The 22,232-nt window shown below is 54.1% G+C and carries 25 protein-coding genes and 1 tRNA gene; 17 read left to right on the forward strand and 9 right to left on the reverse strand.

What is annotated here, in order from left to right:
• Positions 1-80: 80 nt before the first annotated feature.
• Positions 81-1,469 carry a chromosomal replication initiator protein DnaA gene (gene dnaA / locus HYT79_08355; GenBank protein MBI2070599.1) on the reverse strand — a complete coding sequence of 463 codons (1,389 nt, stop codon included), beginning with the start codon at positions 1,467-1,469 and terminating at the stop codon, positions 81-83.
• 45 nt (positions 1,470-1,514) lie between these two features.
• Between dnaA and HYT79_08360 the strand changes: the two genes are divergently transcribed.
• On the forward strand, positions 1,515-2,222 hold the full coding sequence (locus tag HYT79_08360; GenBank protein ID MBI2070600.1) for a Crp/Fnr family transcriptional regulator: 708 nt from the start codon (positions 1,515-1,517) through the stop codon (positions 2,220-2,222).
• A gap of 4 nt (positions 2,223-2,226) precedes the next feature.
• On the opposite strand, the gene HYT79_08365 is transcribed toward HYT79_08360, so the two are convergent.
• The gene (locus HYT79_08365) at positions 2,227-3,660 is read right to left on the reverse strand and encodes an FAD-dependent oxidoreductase (protein ID MBI2070601.1); all 1,434 of its coding nucleotides are present in this window, start codon (positions 3,658-3,660) and stop codon (positions 2,227-2,229) included.
• Positions 3,661-3,730: 70 nt separating this feature from the next.
• On the opposite strand from HYT79_08365, the gene HYT79_08370 reads away from it, so the two are divergent.
• Positions 3,731-3,919, forward strand: coding sequence for a hypothetical protein (locus HYT79_08370; GenBank protein ID MBI2070602.1), 189 nt, complete (start codon positions 3,731-3,733; stop codon positions 3,917-3,919).
• Here HYT79_08370 and HYT79_08375 read toward each other — a convergent pair.
• Positions 3,895-4,299: a (deoxy)nucleoside triphosphate pyrophosphohydrolase gene (locus HYT79_08375; protein MBI2070603.1), complete on the reverse strand. Its 405-nt coding sequence runs from the start codon at positions 4,297-4,299 to the stop codon at positions 3,895-3,897. The genes HYT79_08370 and HYT79_08375 overlap by 25 nt on opposite strands.
• A gap of 48 nt (positions 4,300-4,347) precedes the next feature.
• Between HYT79_08375 and HYT79_08380 the strand changes: the two genes are divergently transcribed.
• A complete protein-coding gene (locus HYT79_08380) occupies positions 4,348-4,959 on the forward strand; it encodes a 2'-5' RNA ligase family protein (protein ID MBI2070604.1) in 612 nt (203 codons plus the stop codon).
• Between the two features lie 57 nt (positions 4,960-5,016).
• Positions 5,017-5,709, forward strand: a complete 693-nt coding sequence (locus tag HYT79_08385; GenBank protein ID MBI2070605.1) for a response regulator transcription factor — start codon at positions 5,017-5,019, stop codon at positions 5,707-5,709.
• Positions 5,710-5,716: 7 nt separating this feature from the next.
• Here the strand turns inward: HYT79_08385 and HYT79_08390 are convergent, their stop codons facing one another.
• A complete protein-coding gene (locus tag HYT79_08390) occupies positions 5,717-5,860 on the reverse strand; it encodes a hypothetical protein (GenBank protein MBI2070606.1) in 144 nt (47 codons plus the stop codon).
• Positions 5,861-6,070: 210 nt separating this feature from the next.
• Between HYT79_08390 and HYT79_08395 the strand changes: the two genes are divergently transcribed.
• The 4 genes from HYT79_08395 to HYT79_08410 are packed head-to-tail and all read left to right on the forward strand — an operon-like array spanning position 6,071 to position 9,862.
• The gene (locus HYT79_08395; protein ID MBI2070607.1) at positions 6,071-7,270 is read left to right on the forward strand and encodes a hypothetical protein; all 1,200 of its coding nucleotides are present in this window, start codon (positions 6,071-6,073) and stop codon (positions 7,268-7,270) included.
• 51 nt (positions 7,271-7,321) lie between these two features.
• Positions 7,322-8,287 (forward strand): zinc ABC transporter substrate-binding protein, encoded by a 966-nt coding sequence (locus HYT79_08400; GenBank protein MBI2070608.1) that lies wholly within the window; start codon positions 7,322-7,324, stop codon positions 8,285-8,287.
• Positions 8,288-8,289: 2 nt separating this feature from the next.
• Positions 8,290-9,036, forward strand: a complete 747-nt coding sequence (locus HYT79_08405) for a metal ABC transporter ATP-binding protein (protein MBI2070609.1) — start codon at positions 8,290-8,292, stop codon at positions 9,034-9,036.
• A 1-nt stretch (position 9,037) separates the two neighbouring features.
• On the forward strand, positions 9,038-9,862 hold the full coding sequence (locus tag HYT79_08410; GenBank protein ID MBI2070610.1) for a metal ABC transporter permease: 825 nt from the start codon (positions 9,038-9,040) through the stop codon (positions 9,860-9,862).
• Between the two features lie 44 nt (positions 9,863-9,906).
• Here HYT79_08410 and HYT79_08415 read toward each other — a convergent pair whose 3' ends face one another.
• Complete coding sequence (locus tag HYT79_08415; protein MBI2070611.1) at positions 9,907-11,130, reverse strand: NAD(P)/FAD-dependent oxidoreductase; 1,224 nt, start codon at positions 11,128-11,130, stop codon at positions 9,907-9,909.
• Between the two features lie 350 nt (positions 11,131-11,480).
• On the opposite strand from HYT79_08415, the gene HYT79_08420 reads away from it, so the two are divergent.
• Entirely contained in the window at positions 11,481-12,392 is a 912-nt protein-coding gene (locus tag HYT79_08420; GenBank protein ID MBI2070612.1) for a hypothetical protein, read from the forward strand.
• 316 nt (positions 12,393-12,708) lie between these two features.
• On the opposite strand, the gene HYT79_08425 is transcribed toward HYT79_08420, so the two are convergent.
• Positions 12,709-12,780 (reverse strand) — tRNA-Asn (locus tag HYT79_08425).
• A 48-nt stretch (positions 12,781-12,828) separates the two neighbouring features.
• Positions 12,829-13,299, reverse strand: a complete 471-nt coding sequence (locus HYT79_08430; protein ID MBI2070613.1) for a CopD family protein — start codon at positions 13,297-13,299, stop codon at positions 12,829-12,831.
• A gap of 46 nt (positions 13,300-13,345) precedes the next feature.
• Between HYT79_08430 and HYT79_08435 the strand changes: the two genes are divergently transcribed.
• Together HYT79_08435 and HYT79_08440 are read left to right on the forward strand one after the other, a co-directional pair.
• The gene (locus tag HYT79_08435) at positions 13,346-14,164 is read left to right on the forward strand and encodes a hypothetical protein (GenBank protein MBI2070614.1); all 819 of its coding nucleotides are present in this window, start codon (positions 13,346-13,348) and stop codon (positions 14,162-14,164) included.
• A 34-nt stretch (positions 14,165-14,198) separates the two neighbouring features.
• Positions 14,199-14,696: a YajQ family cyclic di-GMP-binding protein gene (locus HYT79_08440; protein ID MBI2070615.1), complete on the forward strand. Its 498-nt coding sequence runs from the start codon at positions 14,199-14,201 to the stop codon at positions 14,694-14,696.
• Between the two features lie 9 nt (positions 14,697-14,705).
• Here the strand turns inward: HYT79_08440 and HYT79_08445 are convergent, their stop codons facing one another.
• Complete coding sequence (locus tag HYT79_08445) at positions 14,706-15,092, reverse strand: response regulator transcription factor (protein MBI2070616.1); 387 nt, start codon at positions 15,090-15,092, stop codon at positions 14,706-14,708.
• 3 nt (positions 15,093-15,095) lie between these two features.
• A complete protein-coding gene (locus HYT79_08450; protein MBI2070617.1) occupies positions 15,096-16,259 on the reverse strand; it encodes a glycerate kinase in 1,164 nt (387 codons plus the stop codon).
• A gap of 53 nt (positions 16,260-16,312) precedes the next feature.
• On the opposite strand from HYT79_08450, the gene HYT79_08455 reads away from it, so the two are divergent.
• The 6 genes from HYT79_08455 to HYT79_08480 all read left to right on the forward strand — a co-directional run bounded on the left by HYT79_08455 (position 16,313) and on the right by HYT79_08480 (position 22,226).
• The gene (locus HYT79_08455; protein ID MBI2070618.1) at positions 16,313-16,705 is read left to right on the forward strand and encodes a response regulator transcription factor; all 393 of its coding nucleotides are present in this window, start codon (positions 16,313-16,315) and stop codon (positions 16,703-16,705) included.
• Between the two features lies 1 nt (position 16,706).
• Entirely contained in the window at positions 16,707-17,204 is a 498-nt protein-coding gene (locus HYT79_08460) for a hypothetical protein (protein MBI2070619.1), read from the forward strand.
• Positions 17,201-18,400, forward strand: coding sequence for an ADP-forming succinate--CoA ligase subunit beta (sucC, locus tag HYT79_08465; protein ID MBI2070620.1), 1,200 nt, complete (start codon positions 17,201-17,203; stop codon positions 18,398-18,400). The genes HYT79_08460 and sucC overlap by 4 nt, the downstream gene beginning before the upstream one ends.
• Positions 18,381-19,289, forward strand: a complete 909-nt coding sequence (gene sucD / locus HYT79_08470; protein ID MBI2070621.1) for a succinate--CoA ligase subunit alpha — start codon at positions 18,381-18,383, stop codon at positions 19,287-19,289. Before sucC ends, sucD begins: the two co-directional genes overlap by 20 nt.
• A 102-nt stretch (positions 19,290-19,391) precedes the next feature.
• Positions 19,392-21,506 (forward strand): adenylate/guanylate cyclase domain-containing protein, encoded by a 2,115-nt coding sequence (locus tag HYT79_08475; GenBank protein MBI2070622.1) that lies wholly within the window; start codon positions 19,392-19,394, stop codon positions 21,504-21,506.
• Entirely contained in the window at positions 21,507-22,226 is a 720-nt protein-coding gene (locus HYT79_08480) for a DUF3307 domain-containing protein (GenBank protein MBI2070623.1), read from the forward strand. It begins immediately after the preceding gene.
• Positions 22,227-22,232 lie beyond the last annotated feature (6 nt).

A 22,232-nucleotide genomic window follows, 5' to 3' on the forward strand; every position in this document is an offset into this window, starting at 1 on the left:
ACAACCATTCACAGTATTCCATATTTGTCCACAGAAAAGTCAAATAATGGGATTGATCAGAAGAAATTAACATTGGATTGTTAAACATCCATGGATTTACGGATATCCTCTTCAAGCTTGTTGATAAACTGAGCTTTATACGGATCGGTGCGAATCATCCCTTCGATTTTACTGTGGGCGTAGATGATGGTGGAATGGTCTTTGCCGCCGAACGATCGGCCGATTTCTTCAAGCGATCTGGTGGTCAGGGTTCGGGCCAGGTACATGGCGACCTGCCTGGGTAAAACCTTGCTGGCGGAGCGCCCTTTATCTTTTAAGTCCGACACGTCGACGTGGTAGTGGCGGGCGACGACTTCTTGAATTTTGGCGATGGACGGCGTCAAGCTTTGATCCCGGGAAACCTCTTCGCGCATTTGCTTTAGGATCTGGTCCGCGGTCTCAATGGTGGCGGGGCTGCCGGTCAGGCAGCAATAGGCGATGAGGCTGTTTAAACATCCTTCAAGAGCGCGGATATTGGAGCGGATATTTTGAGCCAAACGCTGAAGGATGTCGTCGGCGATGACGATGGATTCCAACTCACACTTTTTCCTTAAGATGGCGAGGCGGGTTTCAAAATCAGGAGCTTTCACGTCGGCCACCACGCCCCATTCGAAACGGGAGATCAGCCGGGATTCCAACGGCTGAAGGTCTTTGGGCGCGCGATCGCTGGATAAAACGATTTGGCGGCTTTGGTCGAACAGGGAGTTAAAGGTGTGAAAAAATTCCTGCTCAGAATGCTCCTTGCCGACTAGAAATTGGATATCGGCGATCAGCAGGCAGTCTACTTTTCGGCAGCGTTCGCGGTAGGCATCAACCCCTTTGTTTTTTAAAGCGTTGACGTATTCGTTGACAAAGGTTTCCGAGTTGATATAAAGAACGGATAGTTTTGGGTGCTGCTTTAAGAGCGCGTGGCCGATGGCATGCAGAAGATGCGTCTTTCCCAAGCCGGTGTGGCCGTAAATAAACAGAGGATTGAATTGCTTCCCCGGGCTTTGCGCGACTGCAACGGCAGACGCATGAGCGAAGCGGTTGGTTGGGCCGACGACGAAACGATCAAACGTATATTTGGCGCTGAAGCAAGTCGTCTGCTGGACGGCCGCGGCGGGCGCCGCGGGATCGGGGCGCAAGGCCGGAGGCAGGCCGCTTTCTTTCGGCAGGGAAGTTTCGTTCCAGGAGAAATCAATTTCGGTGACGCCCTCGGCTTCCGGCGCCATGATGGTTAAGACGCGGCGCTTGACGTTTTTTTCGAGCCATTCGGCGTGGAAGCGATTGGGGACCTCCAGCATCAAAAGGCCGTTTTCCACGCCCTTGGGTTTTAAGGGGGCGATCCACAACTCATATTCCTGCGGGGACAGGGAGGCTTTTAAATAATCTTGCGCTTTTTTCCAGACATCGGTAATCATTTTTAATTTTCCAGGGAGGTGATTCATTTTAGATGAGTGGGGAAAGGAAGTCAAATTTGAGAAAATGCTCGGATGCAGCCAACGACGCCGCCGAACTGCCGTATTTGTCCTTATCGGAACAATTGCCTTTTTTCGTCGTTGGACGGGTCCTCTAAGAAGGAGTGGATACACCTGCGTCGCGCGCGCATTTATCCGCAAGGGTCCGCTGTTTTTTTAGAGGGGGACGAGCCGCGCGGCGTGTTTATTGTTTGCGAGGGCAAAGTCAAAATATTCAAGTCGACGAGAACGGGCAAGTCGTTGACGACGAAGGTTTTGCCGCCGGGCAGCATGTTCGGGCATCGTTCGTTGTTGGCCGGAGAGAATTATTCGGCCGGCACGGAAGCGTTTTCAGACGCGGTGATCAGCCGCATTGAAGAAAGAAGCCTATTGGGGTTTCTCCATCGCCATTGGCCCGCTGTTTTGCTTTTAATGAGGCAGCTGGCCCGCGCCGTGCGCGAAGGAGAGGACAAGGCCAGGGAAATCGCCTTTTCTTCGGCCCGGGCGCGGCTGGCCCAGGCGCTGTGCTCTTCGGCCAAGAAAATCGAAAACCGCTGGATTGTGCGCACGGCGCGCAAAGAACTGGCCCAAATCGCCGGAATCGCCCAAGAAACGTGCGTGCGCCTTGTGCAGAAGCTTGAGGCCGAAAAAATGGTCAAGCGCGACGGGCGGAAAGCGCTTTTTATCCTTGATCCCGATGCGTTGGGACGCGCCGCCGGCGGCGCGTTGGCGGGCAGCCAATAAACCGCTAAGCGGAAAAAGCGGGGCCTTTTTTGGCTGCTTCCAGAGCGGAGAGCATTTCGTCGACTACCGTAAACTTATCCCGAATTTTTCCTTTACGCGCGCCGCTTTCGATCTCGAGGCGATCAAGCGCTTTCCAGTCTTCAAATGTGACGAAGCGCAGGTTTTTTGTTCGCAGCAGGTCGACGACGGCCTGCGAAGATTTTTTTGGGGCGTTCCCGGACGCGGGCCGAACCGCGTCCTCCAGCATCGCCTGAACCGTAGCGACGGAATCGGCTCTGTTGGTGCCGATTAAGCCGCTGGGACCGCGTTTGGCCCACCCGACGACATAGGCTCCGGGCACGATTTTTTTTGTTTGCGCATCGATGACGCGGCCGTTTTCATTGGGGATATGGCCGGATTTGGCATCGAAGGGAACCCCGGGCAGGGCGATGCCGTGATAGCCGACCGAACGCAGCACCATGCCGACGGGCAGGGTCTCGAACCGGCCCGCGCCTTTGGCCTTGATGTTGCCGCGGTCGTCTTTAATCAGCGTGTTTTTTTCGATTTTAATCGCGGCGACCCGGCCTCGTTCGCCGATAATTTCAACCGGGGAAACGCAAAAACGCAGGCGGACCTTCTTGTTTTTGGTTCCTTCGCCGAGGCGAGCGCGCTCCTGAACGTACCCCACGTTTTTTTTATCGTTGGGTTCCAGCGTCAAGGAGGCCGATGCGTCGTCAAGAGCCGCTTCTTCCGGAAGCACGACAAGGTCGGCGGAGTGCAACTCGCCGATTTCTTTGATTTCGGTCGGGGAAAAAGCGGCTTGAGCCGGACCGCGGCGGCCCAGGAGAAACACCTCCCGCACGCGGCTTTTTCGTAAGGCATCCAGCGCGTAATCCGCGATATCCGTTTTGGCCAAATGGTCCGGGTCCTGGGCTAGGATGCGCGTAACGTCCATGGCCACGTTGCCGATGCCCACAACCGCGACTTTGTCGCAAGAGAGATCGAATTGATGATGGTGATGGTCCGGATGCCCGTTGTACCAGCCCACGAACTCCGTGGCCGACCGGCTGCCGGTCAAATCTTCGCCGGGGATGCCCAGGCGCCGGTCCGTTTCGTTGCCGACGGCAAAAACAACCTGGTCGTAATGAAGGGAAAGTTCCTCGGTGGAGAGGTCCTTGCCGATATGAATATTGCCGAAAAAGCGGAAACCCGTTTTAGCCGCGACTTTCTCATAGACGAGAATAACCGATTTTATTTTTTGATGATCCGGCGCCACGCCGCCTCTGACTAAGCCGTAAGGCGTGGGCAAGCGGTCGAACATGTCAACTTCGACGGCCAAGCCCGGAGCGTTTAAAAGAGCCTCCGCAGCGTAAAAACCTGATGGGCCGGAGCCGACGACGGCCACTCTTAACAAGCGTTTTCCAAGGGCCGGAGCCTGGACGGCATGGTTTAAATTCATGGAAAAGTCATTTTACACCTTTGTTGTGGCGCGGGGGTTGGCCGGCTGTTAAGTTTAAACCATGGGCACCATGAAAACGATCGGACTTGTGTTGATGGCGCTGGGCGCGTTTGATGCGTTCGCTGTTGGTCCGCTGATTATCGGACCAAGGATACAGGATGAGAAAGAGCGCCGGGTGATAATCAAGGCGTTGATGGCCGCCGGCGTTTTGATGATGTTCCTGGGCGCGGCGATTTATTTGGGATTTTTTGGCGGCTGAAGGTTACGGAGGATTTGAGGGAGCAGGGCGAGGTTGCCCGGCAGCATGGGGTAATCGGTCAGTTTTTCGGGAGCCACCCAGCGAAGGTCGGCATGCTCTTTTTTTTCAATGGCGCCGCTTGTCTGGCGCGCGTGAAAAAGAAGAATGCGCACGGGACCGGTTGGGTAAACGAAGGTGTTCTCCGCGGCCAACAAACCGACGTTGACGCCGATGCCGAGCTCTTCCATGAGCTCGCGCGCCACGCAAGCCTCCGGCGTTTCATTTTGTTCGATTTTTCCGCCGGGGAATTCCCAGCAATCCGCGTAAGATTTTCCGGACGGACGCTTGCCGATCAACACGGAGTTTTCCCGCCAAAGAAGCGCCGCAGCCACAAGGGTCATACCCCATTATATTGGACCCGGCGCTTGAAGGGTTTTACAATAGACGCCATGGCCGTGCCCAAGGAGCGCCTGCTGGCGGTTGACGCCGCATTGATTCCTCCGCTCTCGATTTGCCGGTTGGCCGGAGAGATCAACGAGACGCTGCTGGCCGAGGAGCCGGATGGTTTTCGTTTTGACCAAACGCATATCCCCCACATCACTCTTTTACAGCAGTTTATCCGCGCTTCCTGCCTGCCCGACGCGACCCGGGCCCTTGATCAAAGCATCGGCGGGTTTCGCGCCATGGCCCTGGAGATTCGCCGCTCGGAAAGAATATCCACGACGGCCCATTTGGTTGTTGAGCCTAATGCCGATTTACGCCGCCTTCACGAGTCCGTTGTCGAAGCGTTGGCTCCTTGGGCCGAGACTGCGGGCGGCGAAGAGGCTTTTTTGACCGACGGCGACGAACGGCCTCGAGCGGCGGATGTTCAGTGGGTGACTCATTTTCGCGAGCAGAGCAGCTCCCGGCATTTTCAGCCGCATATCACGTTGGGCGTGGGCGCGGCTCCGGTTTTGCAGGAAGCGGTTTCGTTTACGGCGGATCGCATGGCCTTGTGCCATTTAGGGCGCTATTGCACGTGCCGAGGTATTTTCTGGGAGGGGCGGCTGAGGGGTTTTTAATTCAGGAGGACAAAACGGCGAGCGCTTTTTTGTTTCTAAAATGTCGGAAGGAGAAGCATGATGAGCCACGGAACGATTTTGGCGGTCGACGACAACAGGGGCACGATCCGTATCTTGCAGGCTATTTTTGAGAAAGAGAGCTATCGTTTTTTTTCCGCCGACGCAGGAGCGGCCGCGCTGGCGATGCTGCACCGGCACAAGCCGGACGTCGTGCTGTTGGACGTCGTGCTGTCGGAAACGGACGGCTTCGATTTAGCGGCCTCGATTCGCCGGGAATCTTCGGTGCCGATTATCTTTTTGACGGCGCGTTCCAAAGAGATGGATCGCATCGTCGGTTTGAAAATCGGAGGAGACGATTATATTACCAAGCCGTTCTCCGCCGAAGAGCTGGTGGCCCGGGTGGCGGCGATTTTGCGCCGGACCAAGGGAGCGGCCGCGCCGCCTCAGGCCGGCCAACTCTCCGCCGGAACGATGACCATTGATTTCGACCGGCATCAGGTTTGGTTGAACGGGCAAGGCAAGGCCTTGGGGCCCAAGGAATTCGAGTTGCTGCGCCACCTGATTCAATCCAAGGGGAAGGTCCTTTCCCGAGAGGATCTTTTGGAGCGGGTTTGGGGCTATGAAAAAGGGCTGGCGATCAGCACCCGCACGGTGGATCAGCACATCGCCCGGTTGCGCCGAAAATTAGGCAAGGAAGGCGCGCGGATTTTAACGGTTTCCGGTTTCGGTTATCGCATGGAACTGGCCTAAGCAAGTTTTATATTCTCCTTGCGTGGGAAGGAGGCGGGCGCGCTTTGGGTTTTTTCTTGCGGCGTTCGCGCTGGCGGTCCTTGTTTTTCACATCAGGGAGAACGAAGAGGCCTGCCACGATCAAGGCCGGACCCACTGTTGTCTTTGTCATTCGGTTTCCATTGACCAATCCGCGCCTGTTTTGGTTTGGGCGCCGGCAACGTCTGTTTTCCTGACGGATCCGGTTTTTGTCCGTTTTGTTTTCGATAACAACGATCCGAGCGCGCCTTGTCCCCGAGGGCCTCCTTTAATATAAACCCTTAAAACCGGATTGCGGCTTGAAATCAGCCGCCGAATCATTTACATACAAAGAGGGGGATTTATGAATTTTGTTTTGCGTATTTTTTTGCTTGCCCTGTTGGTATTGACGCGGGCGCCTTTGGGAGCCGAAGATTTTCAGGGCGCTTGGCTGAGAACGAAAAAACTCTCGACTGCGTTGAATCCCGACATCAGCTTGATCGGAGAGTTCCTGGGACAAACCTCCGGGAACAAAGGCTCGGGATTTGCTCTGCGGGAGGCGGAGCTGGGGATTCAGTCCATTATCGATCCGTATAGCCGGGCGGACTTTTTTATCTCCACGCATGACGGGGAGCCGGTGGAATTAGAGGAAGGGTTTATCACCCTTCTTTCTCTGCCCCTGGGTCTTCAGGCCAGAGGCGGAAAATTCTTGGCGAATTTCGGGCGATTGAATATGGTGCACAGCCACGAGCAGTCCCAAGCGGATGTCCCCGTTGTTCTTCAAGAGTTTTTGGGAGAAGAGGGGCTCAACAGCGCAGGCGTTGAATTGAGCAGAATCGTCGCTCCGTTCGGAATTTTCGGCGAGATCACCTATGCGTTCTTGAACGATTTGGGCGGGGCCCATGCTCACGATAAGGAAGTGACGACGACAACGGTCACGAATACGGACCTTATTGATGTTGACGTGGCCGTTCACAAAGAAGACGAGTCCGCGCCCACCAAGCTTAAAAATTTCGCCCATGTGTCCAGGCTGAGGCTTTACAAAGACTTGAGCCATTCGGCAAACCTGGAGGTGGGATTCTCGGGCGCCTTATATCAGCCGCAAGGTCATGCCAAAAATAAAACCGGCGGCATTGACCTGACGTTTCGTTGGCGCCCGCTTCAGGAAGGGATGTATAGGTCTTTTACATGGAGAACCGAGGGCTTGTTCACGGATCGCGATCTTGAAGAAGAGCGCGACCCGCTCGATGACACGGTGGTCGAAGCGCCGGCGCGCCGGATCAATCGCAAGGGCGTGTATTCCTATGTGGAGTATCAGCCGGCCCGGCGTTGGCGTTTTGGGGTCCGGGGCGATTATCTTGAGGAACCCCATATCAGGGACAAGGAAAACAGAAACATCATCACCCGGGCGGTTGCGCCGTATATCACGTTTACGGCCAGCGAATTCAATCGTATCCGTCTTCAGTATCAGGCCAAAAAAGAAGCCCTTGAAAAAGAGACCGAACACCTTGGGTTTCTTCAATGGGTCGTCGTGCTCGGCCCTCACGGCGCGCATCCGTTTTAAACTGACATGAGAATACAGTCTTTAGTTGGTCTCGAACCTCTCCCCCCCTCTTTGAAAAGAGAGGGGAGGAGCCGGCGTGTTTTCTTTTGGCTGGCTGCGGCGTTGTTTTTTGCCCGGGAAGCCGATGCTAAAAAGCTGAAAATCGTCACGACTTTGCCTGACTTTGCTTCGTTGGCGCAAGAAATCGGAGGCGAATATGTGCAGGCGGAGAGTTTGGCTTCCGGGGTTCAGAACCCGCATTTTGTCGAAGCCAAGCCGTCGTTGATCATCAAGTTGATGAAAGCCGATCTGTATATTGAGAACGGGCTTCAGCTTGAAATCGGCTGGGCCCCGCAATTGGTCGCAGCCTCAAGAAACAAGCGTATTCAATTGGGCGCAGCAGGGCATTTGGATGCGTCAACAGCCATCGTGCCGATCGAGGTTCCCACGGATCCGACCCGCGCCATGGGCGATATTCACGCCGGCGGCAACCCGCATTACTTGCTTGATCCGACAAACGCCAAGCCCGTTGCCGAAGCCATCGCCAAAAAACTCGAAGAGCTGTCTCCGGAAAACGCGGCGACGTTTAAGGCCAAGCTGGTTTTATTTGAAAAAAAGCTTGATGAACGGATGAAGGCCTGGGCGGAAAAATTGGATCCATACCGGGGCGCAAAATTCGTTAGTTATCATAAGGACTTTTCCTATTTTGCCCGGCGTTTTGGATTTATTGAGACAGGAACCATCGAGCCCAAGGCCGGTATTCCTCCGACGGCTTCCCATGCCGCGCGATTGATTGAGCGCATGAAAGCCGAAGGCGCTTCTTTTATCGTTACGCAACCTTGGTATGAGAAACGAACGCCCGAGTCCATTGCCCAGGCAACCGGCGCCAAAGTGGTCGCGTTCGCCTTGTTGGTCGGCGCCGTGCCTCAAGCCGGCGATTATTTCTCTATGATGGACTATAACGTCAAATCAATTGCCCAGGCTTTAGCCAATCAAGAGGCTAATGGCAAAAAGGAGAAACCGCCGGCTGCCCCCTAGTTATGGATGAAATTCTCCGCTTCGACAATGTTTCTTTGGGGTATGGCCGGGGGAAGGTTTTAAGCAAGGTTTCCTGCAAGGTTTTTCCCGGAGAAATCGTGGGCTTGGTCGGCCCCAACGGTTCAGGGAAAACCACTTTTCTTAAAGCGGCGCTGGGCATTCTGCGTCCTAAAAGCGGAACCGTTTGGACGGATTTGACGCACGGGTTGGCCTATGTGCCTCAGGCCGAGGAAATCAACCCGTACTTGCCGCTGACCATCGAAGAAACCGTGAATTTGATCAATAGATCCAGGCATTTCATGGGGCGGCTCACGCGTGAAGAAAAGAAGTCCGCAAAAGAAGCCATGCAAAGTTCCGGGATTTTGCCGTTGGCCGACCGGTTGCTCGGCGAAGTGTCGGGCGGGCAGCGCCAGCGCGCCATTTTAGCCCAAGCCATCGCCCAGCGGCCGAAAGTTTTGTTGATGGATGAGCCTACCAAAGGGCTGGATGTGGCCGCGGAGAGAGAGCTGATCGGCCTGATTACCCATCTTAAAATCAAGGACAATTTGACTTTGCTGCTGGCGACGCACAACTTGGCCTTGCCCTTGAATTTTGCGGACAAGGTTTTTCTTTTTCATCAAGGGGCGTTGATCGTTTCAAACCCCAAGGAATTGGTTAAGACTAAAAAATTGGAAGAGATTTACGGGATTCCTTTCGTGAATCATGACGCGCATGGTTTGATGTGGATCGCTCCGGCCAGGAATTTGTGACATGACGGAATTTTTTTCCTTGCCGTTCGTGCAGACCGCGCTGATCGTGTCGTTGTGCTCCGGGATCGTTTTGTCCTGGATCGGGACTTTTTTATTGGCGCGCCGCGCGGCATTTTCCGGGCTTTCCGTGGCCCAACTGGCCGTGTTGGGAACGGTGATCGGCAGTCTTGGGAGCCGGCATGGAGGGGAGTATGCCGCCGCTTTGATGATCGTGGCCGCCGGACTTATTTTTTATTCGTTGTTATCGTCCGGTTTGACCAACGCGCCGCAGGATTCTTGGATTGCCAGCTTTTATGTTTTAGGGGCCGGATTGGCCGTTCTTATTCTTTCCAAAGCGCCGCTAGGCGAGGCGCGGGCCATGAGCCTTTTTTTCGGGAATGTTTTGTCCTTGGGTTGGCATGAGGTTGTGGAGTCGATTGTTTTATTGGCCGTTTCTTTTATCGTTTTTTGGGCTTGGCTGCACCGGTGGGTTTTGTTGGTCTTTGACCCTTTGTCGGCTGAAATCGCCGGGTTGCGCGTTCATTATTGGAATTTGTTGTTTTATCTGCTGTTGGCCGCAAGCATGACGTTGGCCATTCATAATTTCGGCGTTTTATTGGCCTTTTCTTATCTCTTGCTGCCGGCTTCGATCGGTCTTTTGCTCGTGCGCAGTTTAAACCGTTTGTTTGTCGTTGTGGCGGGTATTACGGCCGCCGTGACGACGTTCGGGTTCTATGCTTCTTTTTATTTGGATTTTCCGACCGGCCCTTTTGTGGCGAGCTGTTTTGCGGTTTTAGTTTTGATGGTCGGCTGCGGCCGCTTGCTGATTCAAAGGCTTAGGCTCTAGTGATATGCCCAATAAATAGATGGACATATCACTGGCGGGCATGTTTAAGCGGTAATTTTTTGCGGCTTAGCCATCGCTTGGCCCGCCAACCAAGCGGTCGTCCATACGCTTTGGAAATTAAATCCCCCCGTAATCCCGTCAATGTCTAAAATTTCTCCCGCAAAATATAACCCGGGGCAAACCCGGCTTTCCATAGTTTTAAAGCCCACTTGGTTCAAGCGCACGCCGCCGCAAGTGACGAATTCTTCTTTGAAAACGCCTCTGCCGGCAATTTCATAAGAACCGTGGCCAAGCTCTTGGACGAGCCGCTTGGCTTGGGTTTTAGAAAGGTCGGCCCACCGTTGGTCCGGCGCAACAGCAACGCCCGCCAAACGCTCCCAAAGACGCCGGGGCAGCTCAAATGGGCCGTGGCCGCCGATGAGCTTTGTTGAATGGCTGATCCGGAAGCTTTCCAATTGATTTTGAATGTCCTCATCGCGCAGGCTTAACCAGTTGATCTTAAGCTGCGCCTGGTAGTTAAGGGTCTGTAGAACTCTGGCCCCCCACGCGGACAGCCTTAAAACGGCGGGACCGCTTAATCCCCAGTGGGTAATAAGAACCGGGCCGGATTGCTCCAAGGAAGTTCCCTTAATGCGCAATTGTGCTTTTTGAGCGGCCGTGCCAGCCAGGCCGCGCAGGCGGCCGTCGTCTATGGTGAAAGTAAATAGAGAGGGCACGGGCGGCAGAATGGCGTGTCCCAGCGCTTGGGCCCACTCGTAACCCTGGCGGCCGCTACCTGTCGCCAAGAGCAAACGGTCGCAAAGAATTTTTTCTCCCGAACTCAGTTCAATGGAAAAGCCCTTTGCCTCGTTGCGGACGATAGAAACAATGCGGGTGTTAAGGCGCGTCGTTACCCCGGCTTGCCGCGCCGCGTCGGTCAAGGCGTCAATAATCGTTTGAGAGCGGTCTGTTACCGGGAAAATCCTTCCGTCGGCCTCGGTCTTTAAGGCAACACCGCGTTTTTCAAACCAACTAATGGTGTCTTGGGGCCCAAAGCGGTGATAGGGCCCCAACAGCGCTTTGCCTCCACGAGGGTAATGCTGCGCGAGAAGTTTCGCATCGAAGCAAGCATAAGTTACGTTGCAACGGCCTCCCCCCGAAACGCGGACCTTGGCCAGCACATTTGGCCCTTTTTCCAGAATCGTGACCCGGCAAGAAGGATCGGATTCTGCACAAGTAACCGCGCCGAAAAACCCCCCGGCGCCTCCTCCGATAACGACGACATTCATCTTAATTTTTGATCAACGCCCATTTTTGTTTCCTGGACCAACTTTTAATCTCCATCTCACGCCTGGTCGCCGAGCCCCTATCGGGATGGCGCTCTCGATAAACACAGGCTACCGGCAAATTTGCGCGCGCATAGGCGCTTGCTTGTCCGCAGGGCGGATATTTTGCCGATCTTGATGGAAATCTATGGGAAGTTGCCTGGAATCCTCATTTCAAGCAGTCCGCCCAATAGCCCGAACGAAACGGTTTTAACCTTGCCGGCTGCGATCTTCAAAAGCTTTTTAAGTTCATCTCCACCGATAATTTAACCTATTTCAATCCAATTGTTGCGGTGCATTCCCTTTTTTTAACTATGATGACTGAAAGAAGCATGGCAATTGCGTCATTTGTAGCGGCTCTTTTCATTTTCCAGCTTGTCTCAGCGGACGCCTCTGCAGAGGAAATAGGAATGTATCCAGCGGTGCCGACTGTAGAAATTGGGGAAATGATGTCAGGTCCTTATTCTCAGATCGTACCCGTCCATCCTCCGGAGCCGGGCATGTGGGAGTTGAAAATAGTCCCAACCTATGTTAGGTTCACAGACACCTTCAGCAGCAATAATATATCGCCGGAAGACCCCAAGCATGCTGTCATAGGGAATTTGGAAGGATGGGGACTTGCCGTGAGTCTTACTCGGTCCAGGGATGAACATTGGGCTAGGAGTTTTCTGGTTTCAGGAATTCGTGTGCATGGCACAGAGGGTCAGTATGGGTCGGGAAACGGTCCGGTTGTAAATGGACGAGGGGGTCCCGTACCTACTTTTATTGGAAAGCAGCAGGGCCTTGGTGTATTGCTGAATTATTGCTGGATCTACAGTTTCGGAAAGCCGGATTCGCGGGTCAGGTGGCCGTTGCTGTGGGGTCTCAGTTTGGCCTATGCCGATAGCGAAATCCGAGATAGCCAGAATAATTTTGCAAAGGGTTCCATATTATCACCGGGCATAGTCCTTGGAGCAGCGGTTTCAGTTAAGATACACGAATTTAGGGCTGCCCCTTTTGCGCTAGCCACCATACCAGGCAGTGAGGTGAAGGCGAGCTACAGCTCCGCATTACCTACAGGTTTCTCCACTGCCGGAAGCGGACTGGGAGGAGGCGGAATGGGAGCTGGCGTAAACATAGATTATCTACCTTGGGGATTTGGTTTTACTTGGATCCCCAGATCTGGCTGGTGGGAAGACGCCCATCTGAATGTCTATACCTTAAGATGGACAAAAAAATGGTCATAGGAACACCCCGCCAAGGTTTGGGTAGATTACCGAATTAAGTTAATCCGCAACGCTTAAATTAATTTTAATGTAAACGATCCAATTTTTAGCCAATTCGGCGTTACTTGTCCTTTGCCGGAAAAGAGTTTTTATTTATCCCTGAAGGGATAAAAAATGGATTCCCTCGCTTGGCTCGGGATGAATTAAACAAATGTCCGTAGAGCATTTATTTCCCCTTTTATTTTAACCCGAAGGAACGGCTTAAAAGTGTCTGTTATTTTTTAGGTCAAAGTGTCCAAGTTTCGCTGACGTTGAACACCCTTTTGGTAAAAAGATGCTCCGAGGGTGGGATTCGAACCCACAACCTACCGGTTAACAGCCGGCCGCTCCACCATTGAGCTACCTCGGAATTCAAAGGACGATCCACAAGCTAGGAAATTTTAACAAAGCCCGTTGCTTACCAGATATACAGGCGCAGGCGGATGGCGGCCCAGAGAACGCCCAGGATCACGAGGAGCTGAACCTGGCTGGCGATGATCAGCCAGCGCCGGGTTGATTTGTATTTAGGGGAGCCCGGATCGCCTGCGGTCATTTTCGGGCCCAGGATAAAATCATGCAGCGCCATAAGCCCTGCGGCTAAGACGGCCAGCGCGATTTTGATTTTTAAAACCGAGCCGTAATTCGTGCGCATCAGCGGCGTGCCGAAGAGGGACCAGGCCCGCCAAAGGCCGGTGCCAAAGAGAAGGGCGATGCTGACCCACATTAATATTCGCGATCTTGGCCCGAGAGCGGACAAGAATGCCATCCGATCCCGGTCGTTGAGCGTTTTCCTTAGAGCCGGGATCATGGCGAACCCTACGAAAATCGTGGTCCCGATGAAAATGGAAGCAGCCAGCAGATGGGTGAATTGGAACAGGTTTTCGGCCATGAAGGGGTATTGTATCAACTTCGCCGGATATGTTTAAATAAACCCAATGACCTGGACCCTGAGAAGGCCGGTTCTTTTCTTATACCTGGCCTGTTGTCCTCTTTTGTCCCGAGCCGATACGGTGTTCCCGGCCGGTCTTTGCGGGAGCCTTTCCCAGCCGACGGCGGAAGAATTGCAACCTTTTTTGGATGCGGAAACCAGCGGCGAGCTGGCGAGGCATCAATCGCATGTCAAAAAAATGACGATCGACGCCGCGGATGGGATTATTCGCGAGGCCGCGAATCGCGGCTGGACATCCCTTGATTTGTTTACGGAGGAGGCGATTCGCGGTGAATGCCTGTATTTTATCCCCCGTAATGTGTTGTCCGCGATCGATCGGCGTTTTAATCTCAATGCGACCGCGCAAATCAATGGGCGCGATGAAAACGGCGACGCCTTTGCCATGGCCGGTTTTTTTGTGGGACGAAGCCGGCATTTCATTTTTTACAACCGCGATTCGATCGTTGTGCCGCAGCCGGACGCCCCGGATAACCCCGTGCGTTTAAGGAGCGTCCTTCTCCAACGCGTCGTCGGTGACGGACATCTCAATATCAGCGGCATGAGCGTCAAGGTCGGGGGCCGGTGGTTAGATATTCAGGCCTCGAAAAAGGTGTCGGCCAGAGAAATCGAGTTGACCATCGGCATGGGCCGCGCCGCCATCAAGGTTAAAAGACCTATTCTCCCCATCGAAATACGGCCGCAGCCCAGGAATAAGTCGAAGAATAAATCAACGGGAAGCATTGACTCGGTTTCCTTGGATCCTGAAATCCGCACGACCGCCCGCTTGGCCGGCCTCGACGGGCCTGATCGGCCGGTCCGGCCTTAGTATTTAAAAAATCCGGAATTGTTATCATAGGCCCGTGGCTCAAGATTTCTCTTTCGACGTGGTCAGCCGCGTCAATCTTCAGGGCGTGGAAGATGCGGTGAATATGGTGATGAAAGAAATCGCCAACCGTTTTGATTTCAAGGGAAGCATATCCAGGATTGAGTTAAACAAGAAGGACAACCAGCTCGTCATTTTTGCCGAGGACGACAACCGTTTGCGCACGGTGCAGGATATGCTGGCCACCCGGCTCGTCAAACGCGGCGTTCCCCTTAAAAATTTCGACTATAAGAACGCGGAAGCGGCCGAGAATTCCTCCGTCAGGCAGACGGTTAAAATTGTTCAAGGCCTCCCGAGTGACAAAGCCAAGGCCGTCGTTCAAATGGTGAAAGGCTCGGGCCGTAAAGCCATCCCCTCTATCCAAGGGGAACAAGTGCGTGTTGTTTCTAAGTCGAAAGATGAGCTTCAGGCGATTATCGTGTTGTTGAAATCCGGAGACTTCGGCGTTGATTTGCAGTTCGAGAATTATCGCTGAAGACGGCCGTTAAGCCTGCCCATTGGCCAGCAGGGCCTGAACCTTGCCCAAAAAACGGTGCATTTCAAACGGTTTGGTGACATAAGCGTCGGCGCCGAGCGCAAGCGCTTTATCAACATAAGCTACCTGTCCGAGGGCGGTCAAGACCAGAACTTTAACTTTGGGTTCGGCGTCCATGGAACGGATTGATTCCAATACTTTAAACCCGTCCATGCGCGGGATCATCAGATCAAGGACCACCAGATGAGGCTTGAAGTCTTTGACCAGGCGTAGGCCGTCGAGGCCGTTCCTGGCCAACTTAACGTTGTATTGTTTTTGTTGAAGGATCGTGTCCAGGAGTTCGTAGACATCCGGATCGTCTTCGATGACCACGATGCGGGGAGGTTCTGCGGACATAAACTAAGAACGGCTGCCGATGGCCGCCGGGGACATGGAATTAGCCAGCGCTTCGGCCGCTTTAGCGATCCAGTGAGCCGGATTTTTGATGGCCGCCTCCGGACTGCCTGACAATGATTCCAGGCTTTGCCAGGCATCCAAGCCCAGTCTGGCCGACGGGTCGCCTTGAGCTTGGCGAATCTGTCCGAAAATCCCGCATACTTTTTTGCCGGCCGCTTTCCCCATGGCAGCCAGAACGCTCGGGGCTTTGCCGTAGAGCAAGGTCTGTTCATCCAGCCGGCCTTCGCCTACGACAATCATGTCTGCGGAGGCGAACAATTTCTTGAGGCTTAGGGTGTCGGCCAACGCCTGGGTTCCCGGCAATATTTTGGATCGGCAAAAGGCGGCTAATCCCGCGCCCATGCCTCCGGCGGCGCCGGCGCCGGGGATATCGACGATCTTTAAGTCCAAGTCGCGTTCGATGATTTTGGCGAAATGGCTGAGGTTGGCTTCAATTTGCCCCACTTGCTCCGGCGTTGCGCCTTTTTGGGGCGCGTAAACGTGAGCCGTTCCTTGCGGGCCGAGCAGGACGTTGGTGACGTCGCTTAGGGCGATGACCGGAATTTTTTTGAGCCGGGGGTCCAGCTTGGCGGCGATGATTTTATCCAGAGCGCCGAGCCAAGCGCACCCCAATCCGATGGGTTTGCCGTGTTTGTCGAGAAGCTTGGCGCCCAGAGCCTGGGCTAATCCCGCCCCGCCGTCTTGCGTGGCGGAGCCGCCCAGGCCTACGTAAATCGTTTTGGCCCGCCGGCCCATGGCGTGACGGATGGTTTCGCCGACGCCGTATGTCGTGGTCATCATGGGGTTGCGCCGCGTATGGGGAACAAGCGTCAGGCCGCAGATTTTTGCCGTTTCGATAAAAACAGTTTTTTTCTCGTTAATTTTGACCAACACGTATTGCGTTTCGACGGGAACGCCGAGCGGACCGGTGACCGTGAGTTTGACGCGTTGGGCCGAGGGAAATCGCGACAGCAGGCTCTCCAGCAAGCCGTCCCCGCCGTCGCTGATGGGCTGGGCCAATATTTCAGCGCGCGGCCAGCGTTGAGCGAATCCCGAACGCGCGGCCTGGCAGGCCTCGGACGCGGAGAGGCTTCCTTTAAACGCGCAAAGGGCGATAACAATACGCATGAATTTTTTAAACGGCGGCCCTAGCATTGTAAAAAATTTTCTAAACTTGATCTGTGGCGAACGGAAAGAAAATTCTCGTCGTTGACGATGACGATTCGATTTGCGAACTGCTCAAATTCGTTCTTGAAAGGGAAGGGCTCGCCGTCGTCATCGCCAGGGATGGAGAGGAAGCCCTGCGCATGGCCGACGCCGAAATGCCCGATCTTATTTTGCTCGACTTGATGCTGCCGCGCTACGGCGGCTTCGAAGTGTTGAGGCAATTGCAGAAACCCGGGACCGGAAAAATACCGATCATCGTTTTCACCGGCCGCTATACGGACCGGTCGACTCAGGAGTTGATCCGCGGAGAGTCGAACGTCATTGATTTTGTGGAAAAACCGCTCAATACGGCCGCTTTATCCACGCGCATTCATTCGATTTTGAAAACCTCCCCGCCCGCGCGCTGACTTGACCACGCAAAGCTCCGGGGGCCAAAGCGTTTTTTCCGTTCGTTCCGTCATGCGGAGCTTGATTTACGGAGTGTTCGCCTTGGGCGCCATCTACGCTTTGGTGTTGGGGGATTTGTGGTGGCGCGCCCGGGAAGCCTATCTTCAAGGTGAGAAATATTTGCGTTGGCACGGCGACCCAGAAGAAAAAAAGCGGGCCATTGAAGAGGAATTTAACCGGCTAAAAGCCGATCTAGACAGGTTGTCCGCCAAGGGGCGTGTTCTCGACAATGAGCGCCGCGAGCGTTTGGAATTGCTGGTTGTTGACCGCGATGAAAAACTTAACGAGAGCGCGATCAAATACGCTTATATTTGGTATCAGACTTGCGCGGAGCTGTTTTCCCCGCCCGAATCCGTATGGGTTCGCCGGGCCAGAAAGAAAATGATAGAAACGAAGGAGATTTGGAAGGCCGAATTGCGCGCCAAAAAAATTCCCTTTGAGGAGCACATGCTCGAATGAATTTGTTTGAGTATCAGGCCAAGGACATTCTAGCGGCCGGGGGCATTCCCGTGCCGCGCTCCGTCGTCGTTAAAACGCCGCGCGACTTGGCCAAGATAAAAGACGGCCTGTTTCGTTCGGGCTATGTGGTCAAGGCTCAGGTGGCGGCCGGGGGCCGCGGCAAGGCCGGCGGCGTGAAGCTGGTGAAGACCGCCAAAGAAGCCCGCGTCGCGGCTAAAGCGCTTTTAGGCTCGATGTTGACGACGCATCAAACCGGGGGCGCCGGCGTTAAAGTCGAAAGCGTGCTGGTTGCGGAAAAAGCGTCCATCGTCAAGGAATATTATCTGGCGATCGTTTTAAGCCGCAAGCGCGGCCAGCCTGTTTTTTTGCTGTCCGCGTCCGGGGGCATGGAGATTGAAGAGGTTGCGGAGACAAATCCATCGGCGTTGATCGAGGTTCCGATCGACCCTTGGCTTAAGGCGCAAAGCCACCATTTGCGTCCGGCAATATCGGTTTTGGGTTTAACGCCCGATCAGGCGAATGAACTGATCGCATTGGCGCGCAAGCTGGCCGTTATCTATCTGTCCCGGGACTTGTTCATGCTTGAGATTAATCCTTTGGCGTTGACCCCAAAGGGGTTTTTGGCCATTGATGCCAAGATCAGTTTTGATGAAAACGCCTTGTTCCGTCAGGCGGACAATAATTCTTTGGCCGTGTCCAACGAGGTCTTGTTAGGGCGTTTGGAGAAAAAGGCCAAAAAATTGGGCGTGGCTTACGTGCCGGTGGACGGCTCGATCGGATGTTTGGTCAACGGCGCCGGTCTGGCCATGGCCACCATGGATTTGATCGCCGGGCACGGGCAGCGTCCGGCCAATTTCCTTGACGTGGGCGGCGGCGCCAACCGCGACCAGGTGCAAGGCGCCTTTGAGCTGTTGTTGGCGGATAAGAAGCTTAAGGCGATTCTCGTCAATATTTTTGGCGGCATTATGCGCTGCGATTTAATCGCGGAGGCGTTGATTGAAGCCGATAAGCGGGTAAAATTATCGGTGCCTCTGGTGGCCCGCTTGTTGGGAAATAACGTTGATCAAGCCCGTTCGATTTTGGCGCAGGCCAAGCTCGCCGACGTCGAGGTTCACGGCGATCTCGAAACCGCGGTGCGTTGCGTTTGCGCGAAGGTCGCCGGTTCCGGAGGGGCGGATGGCTATTCTGGCCGATAAAAACAGCCGGGTTCTCGTCCAGGGGATGACCGGGAAAACGGGCGCTTTACATACGGAAATTTCTATCAAATCCGGCACCAATGTGGTCGCCGGCGTAAGCCCGGGGAAAGGCGGCCGGGTGTTTTTGGACCGGCCGGTTTTCGATACCGTGGCCGAGGCGGCGCGCGCCGCCGGCCCTTTTGACGCGAGCGTGATTTTTGTCCCCGCCCCGGGCGCCTTTGAAGCCATGTGTGAAGCCATTGAGGCTCAGATCAGCCTCATTACCGTAATCACCGACGGTGTTCCTATCGGCGATATGGTCAAGATCAAAAAAATTCTTCAGGGGAAGAACATCAGCTTGATCGGCCCTAATTGTCCCGGATTGCTGGTTCCCGGCCAGGCCCGTTTAGGCATTATTCCCGGGCAGGTTACCCCCCCGGGACCCATCGGCGTGGTTTCGCGTTCCGGAACATTAACTTATGAGGCGGCGCATCAATTGGCTTCGGCTGGGTTGGGCGTGTCCACGGTGGTCGGCATCGGCGGTGATCCGGTGATCGGGACGGATTTCGTGAGGATTCTCGATTTGTTTGACAAGGATCCAGAAACAGAAGCGATTTTATTGATCGGAGAAATCGGGGGATCCGCTGAAGAGGAGGCGGCGCGGTATTGGGCTGGAGCCTTGGGCCGTAAAAAGCCGCTATTCTCCTTTATTGCGGGGAAAACGGCGCCCAAAGGCAAAAGAATGGGCCATGCCGGCGCTATCATGGAAGGCAGCCGGGATTCCGCTTCAGCCAAGTCGGAAATTTTGAAGAGTTTGGGCGTGACCATGATCGACAGTTTGACTTCCATCGGTCGCGGCATCCAAGCCGGGTTCGGCTCCAAGGCGTTGAAGTCCGGCCAAGCCGTTTAAAGCCTCTAAAAATAAGCGTCCCTTATTTCCAAAAATTCATATTGCACATTCATCGACCGGAGTGTAAACTCTACTGAGCTCGAAGCTCTACGAGGAGGGAGAGTGCCACTGAGTGCGTTTATTCGGCGCCTGAGCGCAAAGGCGCCGCGCCCGGAGAAGGCCAAGGCCGGAGCCGGAGGCGCCAAGGGTCCGCGGGCGCGCTGGCTGGTTGCGGCGCCCATTATTTTTTCCGTTTGCTTCCTGGATATCACCGGCTTTCTCAGAACCCTGGAATACAATTATGTGGATTTCCTGTTCACCACGCGTTTGGCTTTTTGGGGGGTGGGCCCGGTTGACAGCCGCCTGGCCGCCGCTGTGATGGATGAGAAGTCCATGGCGGAGATCGGCGCCATCCCTTGGCCAAGAAGCGTTTACGCCGATCTCGTTAAAAAGTTGATGAAGCACGGCGCCGAGATGGTGGTTTTTGATGTGTTGTTCATTGAGCCGGACAAGCGCCATCCGGAAGAAGATGTGCAATTGGTGGCGGTTACGCGGCGGTGGAAAAAACGGGTTATTCATTGTTTTTACGAGACGATCGAGGCGAGCCCAAACGGTTTGATTACCGTTCAACAATTAATGCCTTTTGACGCCTTGAAAGAGGCCGGCATGAGGATTGCTTTTGTGGATACGGACAGAATTAAAGGCAAGGATCTTGAAAAAGCGGGGGATTTGGACGGCACGGTTCGCCGCGCGTTTTTGGCCAAGCAGCTCGCTTCGGGAGACTATTCATTGTCCCTGGGAGCCGAGGTTTTTGCCGCGCTTAAAGGGTTGACCCCGCAGGAATTCGTCGGCCGCTATCCGGATGAGATTCACGTCAATTTCCCCGGCATTTTTAAAACGTTGACTCAGGGCGGAAAAATTATCCCCAAGGACCCTTATCCCAAAATTCCGATTGCGGATATTGTGGCGGACCGCTTAAGCGATAAGGCCCGCCAAGCGTTAAAAGGAGCCGTTGTGTTCGTGGCTTCGGTGGCGACGGGATATTATGACCATTACCCGACTCCTTACGATCCGGTCACCCCGGGCGTTTCGCTGCATTTATACGCCTTGAATAATCTTTTATTGGGCAATTATTTAAGGGTTTGGCCGGGATTGCTGACGATTCTTTTGACGATTAGCAGCGGATTTCTTTTGGCCGTGGCGCTGGAGCGTTATTCGGCGGTTTTTAGTTTCGGCGTGTTGGCCGCCATGCTGGCCGGCATGTTTGGGTTCTCGCTTTATCTTTTTGTTTATAAAAATGTAATTTTTCATGTTCTTTTGCCCGGGGTGACCAGCTTGTTGGTTTCGGTCGGGGTGACGTTATACCGCGTCGCGGTCGAAGAAAAAGAGAAGCGTTGGATCCGCAACACATTCAGCCAGTACCTGTCCCCCAAAGTCGTTTCCTTGTTGGTGGAGAATCCGGAAGCCTTAAGGCTCGGCGGCGATAAGCGCCTGATGACGGTTTTGTTCTTGGATATCGAGGGGTTCACCACGATTTCGGAGAAGCTTTCCCCGGAGGATTTGACCAAGCTGTTGAATAAATACCTGACGTCGTTTACGGATATTATTCTCAAGAATGACGGTGTGGTTGATAAATTCATCGGCGACGCGGTGATGGCTTTTTGGAACGCGCCGTTCGATCAATCCCAGCATCCGTTGTCCGCCTGCCTGGCGGCTTTGGAAATGAAAGAAAGCGTGGCCAGGATGACGGTTTCGGAGGTTGTTCCCATCAAGATCAGGATCGGCCTTCACACAGGATTCATGATTGTGGGCAATATGGGTTCATCGGCGCGGTTCAATTATACGGTGGTCGGCGATAGCGTTAATTTTGCCAGCCGGCTGGAAGGCGCTAATAAATTTTTCAAGACTTCGATTTTAATATCCGAATCCGTCTATGAGGTGGTCAAAGCGGAGGTGGTGGTCAGGGATTTGGGTAAAATCCGTGTAGTCGGCAAGGAAACCCCGGTCGGGATTTATGAGCTGTTGGGCCGTAAAAACGGCAAGGTGCCTCTGGAAGAGGCTCTCCCCATCTGGGAACGGGCTATGGCCGCCTTAAAGCAAAACGACGCCGCCTCGGCCAAAAACGCTTTTTGGGAGTACATGAAGCTTCACCCCAAGGACCCGGCCGCTGAACGGTACTTGAAGCTGTTGGATTTGGGCGTGAAGGAAAATTTTGTGATTAATTTAACGGAGAAATAAGTGGCGATTTTTTGGCGGCTGGTGTTCGGGCATTTTTTAGCGGATTTTACGCTGCAGACGAATTTCATCAACGAATGGAAACGCACCTCGAACGTGGGCATGATCGTCCATTGCCTGACGCATCCCGTTTGCTACATCATCCTGACCTATCCTTATTTGTTCGACGTTTGGATAACCGTCGCGGGCGTGCCTATCCACGGCCTTCTCGCCATCTCCATCATCACGGCCACCCACTACCTGGAAGATATCTGGCGCGTAAACACCATTAAAAAATACAACACCCCGGACAGCACCCTTTATTTAATTTGGGATCAGGTGGTGCATTTGTCCGTTATTTTTATTTTTTTCGGGACAAGCCCGGACGGCGCCATGGAGCGCATCGTGCCCGAGCAGTGGCCCGTCATCGGGACGTTGATCGTGATCGCCACTCATTTCTCCGTGGTGTTGGTGTATTTTCTCGAGAAAGATTTTTTTAACCGCGACTATCCTGATGTCGCGGAAAAATATGTAGCCATCGGAGAGCGGCTCTTAGCTTTTTTGGCTGCGGCGTTTATCGGCGATCTTCGTCTGGCTTTAGCCGTGGTGCTGGCCGCGCTGTTGCTGCCGAGAATCACGGCTTTGTCCCTCAAGCGCCCGGTGGGCGCGCCGCCTAATTTTTCCTGGGCCGCCGGCTCTTTGTTGGCCGTGGCCGCCGGACTAGCCGGCCGGATGATTCTTTAGCGCCGC

The sequence above is a fragment of the Elusimicrobiota bacterium genome, from assembly GCA_016180815.1.
In the GTDB taxonomy this organism is placed as follows: Bacteria; Elusimicrobiota; Elusimicrobia; order JACQPE01; family JACQPE01; genus JACPAN01.